Source organism: Brevibacillus sp. 7WMA2 (assembly GCF_010748895.1).
GTDB lineage: Bacteria > Bacillota > Bacilli > Brevibacillales > Brevibacillaceae > Brevibacillus_B > Brevibacillus_B halotolerans.
In genome coordinates, this window is sequence record NZ_CP048799.1 from 3,114,309 (window position 1) to 3,126,772 (window position 12,464).

Here is a 12,464-nt window from a genome sequence, read left to right on the forward strand (position 1 = left end):
CTCCTATGCCTTGTACCACAATGTACGATAATCCACATGTCCTTGGCGATTAATTCTGATTCCGTGCAGACGCGGGTCAACCATTAACCCTATCCGATTGCGGTAAAGGGGTAGATAAGCTATCTGTTGCTGTAGTATTCGCTCTATTTTGGCGATCGCCTTCTGTTGATCTATCCCCGATTGAAGGCTTTGTAGGTGAGTAATCGCCCTGTCAATGCTGTGCCGATCCTCATCCTTCATATGAGAATAAATAAAACTGTTATATGATAAAAAAACTTCTAATAAAGACAGCTCGGTATCATCGCCCACTGTGGCGCTATCATGAATCAAATCAGCCTGCTCAATAGTGATAGGCTGCAGTAACTCACTCACCGCATAATAATGAACTTCGATGCTTATGCCATACATCGCACACTGCTCTTTAATCCATTCGCAATCTTCCACATGATCTCGATCGGTAAAAGTATGTAAACGAAGAGATTCTCCTTGATAATTGCTTTGTTGTAGTAACAAACGCACATACTCAAAAAGACACAGCTCAGATTCTCGTTGGCTCTCTTCTTTCGGTAAGCTATCTCTTTTCCAAGAAGCAAAGCACGTAGCTACTTCATGGCGTGCCCCTCCCAGTTCGTGCAACATCTGTTTGGGGGATAAAATCAGTTGCAGCGCCTGTCGAAAGGAGAGATTTGCCGTAGGTCCTGTTTTTCGCTGATTGCAGCTTAGATACTGAACACACCAATCATCGCTCGTTGCCCTTTGCCACTCGCCGTTGTTCCCCTCTCCTGTTTGCTCTACATTAACTACTTCATCCATTTCATACCGCATACCATACGTTGTTATCTGTTCGTTTTCATCAGTCTTTTTTTGCAACGCAATAAACTGCACACGATCCAGATGGGGTCTAAAACCGAAATAGCTTTCAAAGGCTTCAAGTATGACCAGGCCATCATCGTTGCGAATCAGTTTAAACGGCCCCGTTCCTACCGGCATCCTAGCAAAATCGGTACCTACCTGCTCTACATAATCCCTTGGAACAATGGCAAGATGCTCATTTCCTAGATAACGATCAAACAAATGATTAGGACCTGTAAGCCTTATTTCAATCACTCGATCGTCGCGCTCGATCATCTCACTTATTTCTCGCGTAAGCCATTGATAAGGAGAATTCTCCCTTGCTAATCGCTGAAAGCTATAAATGACATCGCTTGCTAGTAGTTCCCGCCCATGGTGAAACAAGATTCCTTTGCGCAAAAAAATCGTCCAGCGATCCCCAGATTCATTCTTTTCGATATGGTAGGCTAGGTGAGATTCCATTCTTCCAGATGTCTTATTATAGCGAAGCAATGTCTCACAAATATGCTGACTGATATGGCACTCGGAGCGTAAATAAGCGTGGATAGGGTCAACTACAGATAATGGTTCACCTAGAGGAAGACGCAGTGTCTCGATCCGTTTGCCTTGCTCCCGTTCCCACTGTAATCCAAATTGTCCTCGAAACCATCGCTGGAATCGTTCATTAGCCCTTGGCAGAGTAACCGTATATTTTTGCATAAGGGTCAGTGTTTCTGCTACCTGTCCTGAATAAATCATCTGTTGCGCATGGCTGACTACTATTTCATCTGGCTCAACTAGAAAGGAAAGCTGTGAACGATTTCCCCTTCCTTTGCCAGGTATCCATGCAATCCATTGAAGAGCAATCCATTTCTGCAAAATAAACCTACTATTCCGGGTAGTGCAGCACAACAGAGTAGCAATTTGCTCAAGAGAAATCGAAATAGGCTCTTTTAATGGAACATGAATCAATTCCGTTCGAAATCGAATAAAATCATCTATGATATACATATCGACTCTTCCTTTTCCCTTGTTCAACTACCACTACAACCTCTATTTCTCATCATTGACTCCTGATATAAATGATTCGGGGTCTCCCCCTTACGAAAAGAGGAAAAAGTAGAGCTTTCTCTTCTTCTCTTTTTCTTGTCTCCCTTATGCCATACAATCAGCAAAACAAAGGGGGATCAAGTTATGAAATTACGTCATCCATTGAAAAAAAATTGGACTCACCGCTATCATATCACCATCTGGATCAGAATGTTTGGAGCATTCATAACCAGCCTATCTGGCTCAATGCTTGCCCCATTTTTATTATTATATCTGCATGATAAATTAAATGGTGCTGTGCTAGTACCTATGCTTATAGTCGGATTACAGCCGTTAACCGACATCATGGTTACACTGCTCGGAGGCGGCATTACCGATCGATTAGGCCGTAAACCCGTGATGTTACTTGCTCTGATTATGCAAAGTATAGCAATGGCAGGTTTTATGTTTGCTGACTCGGTACTTAGCTTTGCCCTGCTGTACATGCTGCATGGAGCGGGACAATCATTGTTTGTTCCTGCCCAACGTGCCCAAATTGCTGATGTAACAACAGAGAGTCAACGCGTGGAAGTGTTTGGATTACTCAATACCATTAGCTATACTGGTCTTGCTTTAGGTCCTGTTGGGGGAATGCTGCTGTACCAGTATGATCCTACCTGGCTATTTGGTATAGAAGCGTTATCCATATTTATCTACATGCTTGTATGCTGGTGGAAATTGCCTGAAACAGCTCCTGTCTCAGCTACTGCTCCCTCTTCCTCGTCTGATCAGGTAGAGGTGTCGGAAACAGCGGAGAAAGAAACCAGATCTTCCGAGCGCATTGGAGTAAGCCATGCTTCTAAAGGAACGGGTAAGCATCGTTACTTCTCATTCCATCGAATGACTGCACTGATCACGAGATACAAACATGTACTCAAGCTGATGATCTACACTCTACCAATCAGTTTTTTCTATGCTCAAACGGAAACTAGCTTCCGTATCTATTTGCAAGAAAGCTTTGTTAACTATGTATCTATTATTGCAACTCTCTCAACCATTAAAGCCATTTTAGCTGTGATATTACAGCTCCCATTAGTCAAGCTTACAGAACGATTATCCTTTCAGCGTGTGATGATGTTATCCTGCTCATGCTTTATGGTAACCGCGGCCGCCTACGGATTTTCTAAAAGCATACTCGTCCTTATCCTCGTTCAACTATCTTGGACTGTGGGAGAAACCATCGGACTAACACGCTTGCATACGTACATTTCCGATATTGCTCCTCCAGAGGAACGCGGCCGTTATTTCTCTTTACACGGCATTCACTGGGATATTTCACGCACATTTGGTCCTTTTTTAGGCGGAGTTGTGTTGCTTACCTTTGGTGGCGAAATCTTATTTAGCATTTGCCTTATCCTGTTGCTCTTATCGGGAATCTTATTCTTCCGATCACCAAATTTTCACAAATTGACCAGACAAGACGTGGACTTTCGAAAGTAAACTGTAATAAAATAGTGTTAATTATCGAAAGTCATAGCTATATTCTTTATATTTTAGAAAGAGAGGGTCGAATCCATCTATGCTAAAAACCGTTTTGGGACGTGTTCGTGTGGTTGGCTTTTTAGAAGGTCTTTCCTTCTTACTTCTGCTGTTTATCGCGATGCCACTAAAGTATTATGCTGATCTGCCAATTGGTGTACAAGTGATCGGGCCCTTGCATGGTGTTCTGTTTGTTCTTTATCTATTCGTTATTGCTCATGCTACTTTTGCGTTAAGATGGTCATTCATTCGTGCGATAGGTGCTGTGCTAGCATCGGTTATCCCATTTGGAACCTTTGTTTTAGATGCCCGATTAAAAAAGGATGCTTAGCTAAAAAAATACTAGTAGGAATACATGATTTAGCATGCTTGAGAAGAGGCTACCGATAAGCCTCTTCTTTTCGTTTTGAGAGAAGGATTTTGTAAGATATTTGTAACCCTTCCGGATAAATATTTTCTTAGAATAAGGGTTTAGTGACCCAAATCTATTCTCCATCCTACATTTGTCACTTTTTCTTAGCTGTACCGTCTTATAAATTGATAAATCTAGTTTTTGAGGTGAATAATGGTTCAACAAAAACCGAGTCGTCTTCAAATCAGACGTAACAAAAAGAAGCAAGAACAGCGTAAGCGACTCCGCCTGCTTATTTTGGCAAACACTGTTCTGTTAACAGTAGGCCTCCTAATCGTCGCTTGTATCTATCTTCCCGAAAAAATTGACAACTTCTTCTCCTCTCAAAATGGCGCATCTTCAGACTCAACAAAACCTACACCTGACAATGTTCGTCTTACGTTTGCAGGCGATATCATGATGTCTGGACATGTGGAGACTTTATTAAAGGATAAAGGATATGATCATGCCTTTACGCATGTAAAAGATATATTCCTAGCCGACGATTACACAATCGGCAACTTGGAGACTCCTATCACCGAAAAAGGGTCTCCGGCCGCAAACAAGCAGTTTGTCTATAAATCATCGCCTGAAGCAGTCACGGCTATGAAGAAATCAGGGATTGATCTCGTGAATTTAGCCAACAACCACTCGATGGATCAGGGAGAAGACGGATTATTAGATACGATGTACACGTTAGACAAGGAGAAGATCGCGTATGTAGGAGCTGGTGTTAATGCTGATCGTGCCTATTCCCCTGTTTTTGTAGAACGTAATGGGATTAAAATGGCATTCTTCGGCTTTAGTCGTGTCGTTCCGGAAATTAGCTGGTATGCCGGCAAAAATAAGACAGGCCTAGCGGTAATGTATGATCCTAAACGGGCAGTGGAGGCCGTACAAGCTGCCAAAAAGGAAGCTGATCTAGTCATTGTCATCGCTCATTGGGGAAAGGAAAAGGTAGATTTTCCTGTAGAGCACCAAAAGGAATTGGCTAAAGCTCTTGTGAGCGCAGGGGCTGATCTTATTGTTGGTGGTCATCCTCATGTTCTCCAAGGCTTTGAGCAGCTTGATGGAAAATGGGTTGCATACAGCATGGGAAATTTCATCTTTACCCGCGCCACACAGCCGAAAACCTGGGAAACCATGTTGCTACAAGCTACCCTGACGAAGGAAGGCGTTAAGGAACTGAAAATGATCCCATACCACGCAGAGCTTGGTCAGGCTGTTCCGATGAATGAAGAAAATTCTCGTCAATTGATCAAGCGGATCGAGTCAATCTCTTCAGGTGTTACCATTGCAGAGGATGGTACCATTACAGCTTCAGAGAAACGGGCAAACACCATGAATAATCAGAGGGAATAGTCTGTTCAGGGAATTTATACATTACAGGCAGAAACATTCCAGCTTGACACAGGAATGAAGGCAACAATACAGATTTCATCATTCATCAAGACTAATTTAAAATAACTTACATGTATCCAACGCTTTAAACGTTGGATACATGTATATAAAGTATAAAATGCGTACTTTAAAAAGGAAAAGGCTCCTCACAGAGCCTATTTTATTCCTAAAACCTTCAATGACCGCAACGGCGGACTAAGAAGAGAAAATAAAGTCCTAGACTGCCTCTGTTGTGTCTGCCACTTTTCAACTATCGAACCCGTAGTTGAACATGAAACATACTTTTTAGGTGTAGTTCGTATGTTCCAATGTTGTGAAAAAACAATTCCTCATTTATATGTTTACAATTTAAAGAAAATATTATAAAGATTACCTTTCAAGATCTCATAAACCCTTAAAAAATTTCCTTGCAATCCTCATAATATAGAACAAGTGACGGTCGGACACTGGGTCTTTTTTTTATTGTCTCTGCATAAATCGCTTTCTTTTCTGCCAAGTAACCCGAATAATTTCAAAATTCTCTTCTTTATATCGGCTCCATATATTATCGGTCGTAGAAAAAAGGTTGCCGAGTGATGTCTCGACAACCTTTTGCTTCTTCTCATTCACCCCTAGCCATGCAACCCCCCCTCCAATCGGGACCTCGGACGATAGGGACCAACCGGAATCTGGATCAAGCTGGTTTTTCCATGCGAATCCATCCGATTGAGATTATCACAAGACTCCACGTCATAGCCAAGCAGTGGGTGCCCGCCCATGCCGAGAGCAGTAGCCGCCAAAAGTAGACGTTGCACAAGCATGCCCGCCTCCATCTGCTGGATGCGATACCCTCTGTACCCCAGTGCTGCTTTGAGGTGATCTTTATCCCCTGCCACATGAAAGCAGAGCGGTACCTGAAACAGATTTACATTGTCCAGATTCATGCCTTGTTGCAGGTAAAGCCGATGATCGCCAAGACGTATCTGCCGCAACGCATGAGCTTCACTGTCATAGCGGTAGGCACCATCCGGAATGTCTTCTACGTTGTACAAACAGCAATACAGGAAGACACGGGGTTGGCGATTCTCCTGGTCCTCATCCAAATCGTTTCGATATTGGAAGGAAGCAGTCGCCTCTTGTAATAAAGTAGCCAATTGCTGTTGGCTTACCTTGCCTAAAACAAAACCCATTTCTGGCGAAACCCGTTTTCTGCAGACCGAGCCCAGATCATAAAAGAACCGTCCTACTTGAGGGAGTGCCACTGTGTTACCCTCATAGGTAATGTTCTTTGCTCCTTCAAACCGCCGAAACGATTGTAGAGATTCCAGTTGGGACGCTTCGGTCATTTGGATCAGCATCGGGTATGGCAAAACCCGTTTCGACCGTACGTAGTGATTATGCTCTACCGTTAGCAACTCCCGACACAATTCAGCGGCCGTGACGCTTTCATTTGCGCCATTCCCTTTCCCAAACCACGTACTTCCCGGCTCCACTGACAGCGGGATGACCGCATAGACGCTCTCCTCCTGTTCTGACAGCCCCAGCAGATGGTTAAGCGCACGATCGAGAAACTGGAAATATACCCCCGATTCATAGCCAAACCGTTTCGAAACTTCGAGTAATTGCCCTATCAGCACGCCAGCATCCAGGCCTTGCAGGCGATAGGCGAAGTTATTGTATTTAAAGAAATTTTTCCAAAACATGGTCGTCACAAAAACGGTCGCAAAACAAGTCGATAGATCACAGCGATTGCCGAGAGCACGAGCCATATAATCATCGAAATTTCCTTTACGCAATAAAACCAATCGCTGGTGAGCGACATCATAATGGTAGATACCGGTATGGGCACCTTCCAGCTTCAGATATACGTATATTTCGTTTGGATACCTCGCACCGCCAGACGGAACAAACCGTCGGTACGATTGTATCGGTCCAAAAGCTTGTTCCATCGTATTCAGATCAAAGACAGACCCGCTGAATTGAGTCAGACCGTATACGTACCAGAGAAAATGACTTATTTCTCGCAGATCTGGTTTCGTGATCGCTTGTCGCTCCTCCAGCATAAGCGGTATTTCCGCAGACAACGGGATGACAGGCAAGCCACGGTAGAGCTTAAATGGCAAGGGTGCGTCTTCCCAGTCCACCTCGAAGTCAAGTGGTATTGCCTTTTCTATGTCGAAATGAAGAGTGTGCAGAAACGTATCCGGCCTCATCCTTTTCCCTCCCTATCACGATTTATGGAAACGGATGCGGATGTGGATTGAGCTGTTCATACGTTAACGGCTGTTTCGTATACCCAAGCTCCATGGGCACTTGTAGTACCCGATTCAGTCCTTTAACGCGGGTCAGGTGATGTCCGAAAGTCATCGGCAACATCCCCGGAATCAGTACTTTTACGCAATGCAGTCCGTTCCGCAAGATTTCAGGTGTCGTCTGATCCACCACGATCACATCGAGATTCAATCGGCGGAACGTCTGGAGAAGGGACTTCAAATCATCCGTTAAGTCGCCATACTTTGGCTTCGGTATGAATTCCTCTTCAAACGTTCGCAATGGACGATGATCATTCAGCAAAAATTGCAGGCGCTCTTCCGCTTCCGTCAAAGCGTACAGCATAGAATGATGCTCCATCTTTTTCACCAGAAACGGATCGTGGAACATACGCACATACTCTTCACGGTTAGCCTCAAACTTCTCGTTCAATGTCAGTAGCATAGCGGCCAATTCGTGGATTGAGCTTTTCAACGCCCGCACAGGGTCCGGATGAGCGCCGCCCGCACAGATCAGATTGACTCCCTTTTCTTTTCTGTTTTTCGCCAGTGTCCAAACGCTGGGAATCCCATTCTCCATCGTCGCGTTAAACACATAGACATCATAACCGGCCATCGCCTGCAAACGGTAGAGCATCAAGTGCAATTCCTGATCGTGAATCGAAAAGGGGTCAATACGAGGAAGAGGAAGCTCCCCATACCAGGTCATCAGGAATGAATCACGCTCCACCACTTCCAAAATGGCGTAGAAAATCGCCTCTTCCAGACTGCCACCCAACGCGCATCCGTTGGAAGTTTCAAACACAAAGCAATCCTTATCACCCATCCCGTAATAGGCAAGCATCTCCGGAACCAAAATCGAGCGCTCTTGCAAGAACGAGTAGCCCCATACCCAATACATTGGTCGGTCAGGATCAAACCGTACGAACGGAAAATCAGGTCTCTCATGCTGTTCCTCGGTGTGTAGCCCTACCTTGACGGGATCGAGCGCTTGATCCGCAAGATTGTGGAAACTGTCGCGGATCACGGTCCGCTTGCCGCGAGGTGCAATTCCGCAGTACCGCTCCAAGCCCTCCAATATGGCTGTCATCTCGCTATCCTCATACGAATGCGTCCGCCCTGCTGTCCCCTCGTCCCCAGTGAACAACGGCAGACTTACACTTACATCGGCAAACGGCGACACCAGATCACGCAGTTTTTTATTCAAAAAGCCTGTTCGGTAATCCAGATACTCTTTACCCAAAACCTTCTTGAGATCGTCCATGGAGCGAGAGCGGTAACTGTCAGCGCTGATCTTCGGATTAGGTTTTAGTGATATGCGAGCTGCAAGCGCCGAATCTTCGGGCATCTGACCGCAAACCTCACATGACGGGTCAGGCAGAATGAAGTGGCGAGAACTCTTTAACATTTTCAGGTTGATCAAAAATAACCGACCTTCCAAGTGGGCTTGCTCGCCTGTTAGCACCCGCTGTACCTCTGCCACGAGCACGTGAGTCATCTGCAAAAGCCCCGTGTGCGATGCCCATGCATCACGTGAGATATTCCCTTGCTCGCCCAGCCGTTGTTGCAGCTCCCATATCTCTTGACGCTCACGTCCCGCCATCAGATATCGCAGATCAGTACACTGCGAACACCCCGGCGTACCAGGACGCACCAGCGGCCCAACCACTCCTTCACCAAATGAAACGAAACCGCGCAGCCAAGGGATGCCAGATGTTTGCAACACCGCTTCCGCCTCGCGATGTACGAAAGGATTCCAAGCATCGTGCAACACCAGAGCTATTTCCGCTGTTTTCGGTATTTTGGCCTTCAAATCCGTCTGACGAACGACCTCGTATGGACCAGACAATTCTTTGCACACGAGATCCGCCAAGAGCCCTTCTCCGACAACCAAAACAACTGAACTCACCGGGACTCCTCCTCCCGCAGCAAAACCCCATATACTCCTGCCAGTTCCTTTTTCAAAAAGGACTCCTGCGCCAAATCCAAGAGGAAGAGCCGCTTCTGATTCCGTTTCAAAACCTGTAGAGCGGACTGCAATATCTCTGTTTGCGCTTTTTCGTCTAGTCCGGGAATCGCAAGACTGTTTTGCTCCTGTTCTTCCAAAAAAACGGATGCACGGGACAACGCAAACGGCATGCGAAATTCCGCCTGATTTTGTGCCACTAGCAAGGCATACTGCAACGAATTACGCAACGCCATGGTCACATTTAAACCTACACTGCCATACCAGCGTTCACCTGTACCGACCCACACCGCAGGGAAACCGAACACTTCTGCTCCCACTCCGATCCTCGGTGTTCCTTGCATGGTGATCAATGCTTGCAAATAAAACCGGCAATACTCATCTTCTACCGTACTCAATTGCACCTGATTAACAGAAGGTTTTTGATCCATATGCTGCGTGCTCAGTTCTTGGAACAAACACTTTTGCAACCCGCGGCTGACACCCTCCACTGCGGTCTCCCCCGCTCCGACTCCGACAAAATCATGTGGCTCTAACATTTGTCCCGTCAAGAACGTGGGAACCATACGCGATACATACGCTTCTATTCCGGTCAGCCCCGCATCCTTCCGAGCCTCCTCATGCGTCATCCCTGTGCACACCATCTCCGGCAACAGCTCGGCCGGTCCCTCCGACAGCGGGTCAGTTGCCTGAATTCGGCACTGGGCCAATGGAAGCTGCTTTAAGTTCCCCTCCTCCCAGATGTGGAAAATCCCTGATTCTGCTGATGTCAATGTGCTGAAATAAGGGATCAGACCATCCGAATCACTTGAGTCCTTTTTTTGTTCGAGGTGTTCATCAATATCTTCTATCCATTTGACTTTCGTTTTTCCTGTCACCAACGGGTGAGACATGAACGAATGCCAGTTTCCTTCCAACGTCTCCAGATCAAGAAGGTAGACCTTATTCTTCGGTTCCGATTCGTTCACCGCCGTAATGGTCTTGAACAATTCAAACACGATTACATTTGCCAGCATCGCTCCCGCTGTAGAGGAAAACGTGTGCAGCTTTTCGTCTTTGCAGAGCACGGATTGGTGTATACGGCGCCACGCCGACTCCCAACATTCCTCGGAGTCTGGATGCACAATCGGTCCCGCTACCCCCACCTGCTGAAGACATATCGCTGGCAGCAGCATCTTGCCCTCTTCCCTGCAAACGGCTTGGAGAACCCGCAGTTCCTCTACATTGCCCTCCTGAGAAACGTACAAAATCGCATCAAACGGCTGCACAGCCTCGCGCCAAGTATTTACTACCTCCGCCTGCAACGCAAGCTCCTCTATGGCTACCTCGGGGTCCGTTTTGCGGGCATGAGACGCCAGCTCCACTATCCGTTGTCGATCCGTCGGCATCGAACGATTGACCAGCATATGGAACCTGGACAAGCCGGAATCAAGCAACGCCACAATCAATGAGACAAAGATCGGACCGGAGCCGATCGCTAGCACTTTAGCCTGACGATAAGACATGAAACGATAAGCACCAGAATCAGCCAGATTACTTAAAAATTCAATTTGTGAAGCATACCTTTTGCAAATCTTGTCCGTAAGCTGATGCGGACGATCTTGGCTCACATTCTGAACAAAACCATTTTGGAATAAATTTTCTGCGATTTCAAACACACGATCCCGATATTCCTTCGGCAATTTGTCCGTCAGCTCGCCCAACGTGTTCTCCCCGTTAAACACCGGCAACAGTTTTTCAATCCACTGGTAAATTCCATTTCCTTCCATACGAAATGAGCCTACATTATTCCGAAAATACACATTTCCCTTTGCATCAGGGAGAAAAAAAGTATCCTTTTTCACTTTCAGACGCATAGAAGAGTCTAATCGTGTCATGTCACTCCTCCTTACCGTTAGCCGTTCCCAAAATGACGCGTAAGCACCCTTCACCGTAATCTTATGTATGGCTATTTGTCCCTTATACCTCAACTTTTAGAGAGATAAGATAACCCCTGCAAGCCAAATACCTTGACTATGCAGGGGCTATCTCTTTTTCTCAGGTAGCTTGAAGTTGCCTTTAGGACCCTAGAAGCAACGGGAACATCGGAAGCAATTGATGAAAAGGCAAACGCAGCTACAGGAACAACTGCACGAACAGCTGCATGAGCAGCTACAGGAACAACTGCACGAGCAGCGGTGACACCGTCCGCATCTTCTCTGAACTAGCATTGCATCTTGCTGACTTTCATTTTCCCAAGGCGATACATCCCCACCCTGGAATTTGTCAACTTTCAACTTTTTAAGTTCGTTTTGGAAATCATCCATAATTACTACCTCCAGTATCCAAATATGCTACTTAGTAAACTTTTGCCGAACGGGTGAAGCTATCCAATACACGAATACCCTTCAGCGAATATACTCTACATGTATGAAAGATCATCCTTAATTGGCTCCTCCTGCATAAGCCTATTTTTTGGGGCCCTTAAAAAACGCAAGAAAAGAGCCACCTTCCGAGTGGAAAGTGGCCCTTCATTTAAACTGCTCACCGATGTGGAAATCTCCATACCCAGCTAACGTGTGTGGGGATTTGTTTTTACGCCTGTATGTGTCGTTCGCTTTTATCTACAAATTTATCCATCAGTTGCTCGAGCAAATAAAGCCGCCCTCGCAAGGTGCCAATCCTCTTGGGCATGCCTCAACCAACCAATGAAATCACTTAATAAATCAAGACTTACATCTTCATAAACCTTCCCTTCCTCATCAAGGAATTTGAAATACAGCATCAGATGATAGCAATAGGATTTTAAGGTATTCTCAGCTTTGCTAAGCTTGTCTAGGTATTTTAAATATTTTACGACAGGTACGATGGGTTGGTTATCTAAATTAAGGGGTATATATCGACTTTTTGTAACACCAAAATGATCTTCTAGCCTAACTTCCTGGACCTTCATTATATCCCCCCTGAAAATTGTTTTCGTCGATTCGATAGTATGTCTTTAGCGCTGGTATTTACAAATTGATACAGAGGGTCTATTCAATGTTACCTATAAATTCGGTAAACCTTTCGTTTAGATAAA

At 45.5% G+C, this 12,464-nt stretch carries 9 protein-coding genes; 3 read left to right on the forward strand and 6 right to left on the reverse strand.

Annotated elements, in window-relative coordinates; translation table 11 throughout:
* Nucleotides 1-3: 3 nt before the first annotated feature.
* Nucleotides 4-1,842 carry an ABC transporter substrate-binding protein gene (locus tag GOP56_RS12875; protein ID WP_163245784.1) on the reverse strand — a complete coding sequence of 613 codons (1,839 nt, stop codon included), beginning with the start codon at nt 1,840-1,842 and terminating at the stop codon, nt 4-6.
* A 183-nt stretch (nt 1,843-2,025) separates the two neighbouring features.
* Here GOP56_RS12875 and GOP56_RS12880 point away from each other — a divergent pair, with 183 nt between their 5' ends.
* From GOP56_RS12880 to GOP56_RS12890, 3 genes are all read left to right on the forward strand, one after another.
* Entirely contained in the window at nt 2,026-3,360 is a 1,335-nt protein-coding gene (locus GOP56_RS12880) for an MDR family MFS transporter (protein ID WP_163245785.1), read from the forward strand.
* 79 nt (nt 3,361-3,439) lie between these two features.
* Nucleotides 3,440-3,730, forward strand: a complete 291-nt coding sequence (locus GOP56_RS12885; RefSeq protein ID WP_003340791.1) for a DUF3817 domain-containing protein — start codon at nt 3,440-3,442, stop codon at nt 3,728-3,730.
* 234 nt (nt 3,731-3,964) lie between these two features.
* Nucleotides 3,965-5,152 carry a CapA family protein gene (locus GOP56_RS12890; RefSeq protein ID WP_003340792.1) on the forward strand — a complete coding sequence of 396 codons (1,188 nt, stop codon included), beginning with the start codon at nt 3,965-3,967 and terminating at the stop codon, nt 5,150-5,152.
* 650 nt (nt 5,153-5,802) lie between these two features.
* Here GOP56_RS12890 and GOP56_RS12895 read toward each other — a convergent pair.
* The 5 genes from GOP56_RS12895 to GOP56_RS12915 form a co-directional block, all read right to left on the reverse strand.
* Nucleotides 5,803-7,383, reverse strand: a complete 1,581-nt coding sequence (locus GOP56_RS12895; RefSeq protein WP_163245786.1) for a SagB family peptide dehydrogenase — start codon at nt 7,381-7,383, stop codon at nt 5,803-5,805.
* Nucleotides 7,384-7,405: 22 nt separating this feature from the next.
* Nucleotides 7,406-9,349, reverse strand: a complete 1,944-nt coding sequence (locus GOP56_RS12900) for a TOMM precursor leader peptide-binding protein (RefSeq protein ID WP_163245787.1) — start codon at nt 9,347-9,349, stop codon at nt 7,406-7,408.
* Entirely contained in the window at nt 9,346-11,283 is a 1,938-nt protein-coding gene (locus GOP56_RS12905) for a putative thiazole-containing bacteriocin maturation protein (protein WP_163245788.1), read from the reverse strand. The genes GOP56_RS12900 and GOP56_RS12905 overlap by 4 nt, the downstream gene beginning before the upstream one ends.
* A 189-nt stretch (nt 11,284-11,472) precedes the next feature.
* Nucleotides 11,473-11,712, reverse strand: a complete 240-nt coding sequence (locus tag GOP56_RS24390) for a heterocycloanthracin/sonorensin family bacteriocin (RefSeq protein WP_163245789.1) — start codon at nt 11,710-11,712, stop codon at nt 11,473-11,475.
* 305 nt (nt 11,713-12,017) lie between these two features.
* A complete protein-coding gene (locus GOP56_RS12915; RefSeq protein ID WP_163245790.1) occupies nt 12,018-12,338 on the reverse strand; it encodes a site-specific integrase in 321 nt (106 codons plus the stop codon).
* Nucleotides 12,339-12,464 lie beyond the last annotated feature (126 nt).

Bases quoted from the DNA above. Each gene is read 5' to 3' on its own strand.
- GOP56_RS12890 (WP_003340792.1), top strand. From the start codon at position 3,965: ATGGTTCAACAAAAACCGAGTCGTCTTCAAATCAGACGTAACAAAAAG.
- GOP56_RS12895 (WP_163245786.1), bottom strand. From the start codon at position 7,383: ATGAGGCCGGATACGTTTCTGCACACTCTTCATTTCGACATAGAAAAG.
- GOP56_RS12875 (WP_163245784.1), bottom strand. From the start codon at position 1,842: ATGTATATCATAGATGATTTTATTCGATTTCGAACGGAATTGATTCAT.
- GOP56_RS12885 (WP_003340791.1), top strand. From the start codon at position 3,440: ATGCTAAAAACCGTTTTGGGACGTGTTCGTGTGGTTGGCTTTTTAGAA.
- GOP56_RS12915 (WP_163245790.1), bottom strand. From the start codon at position 12,338: ATGAAGGTCCAGGAAGTTAGGCTAGAAGATCATTTTGGTGTTACAAAA.
- GOP56_RS12905 (WP_163245788.1), bottom strand. From the start codon at position 11,283: ATGACACGATTAGACTCTTCTATGCGTCTGAAAGTGAAAAAGGATACT.
- GOP56_RS12880 (WP_163245785.1), top strand. From the start codon at position 2,026: ATGAAATTACGTCATCCATTGAAAAAAAATTGGACTCACCGCTATCAT.
- GOP56_RS24390 (WP_163245789.1), bottom strand. From the start codon at position 11,712: ATGGATGATTTCCAAAACGAACTTAAAAAGTTGAAAGTTGACAAATTC.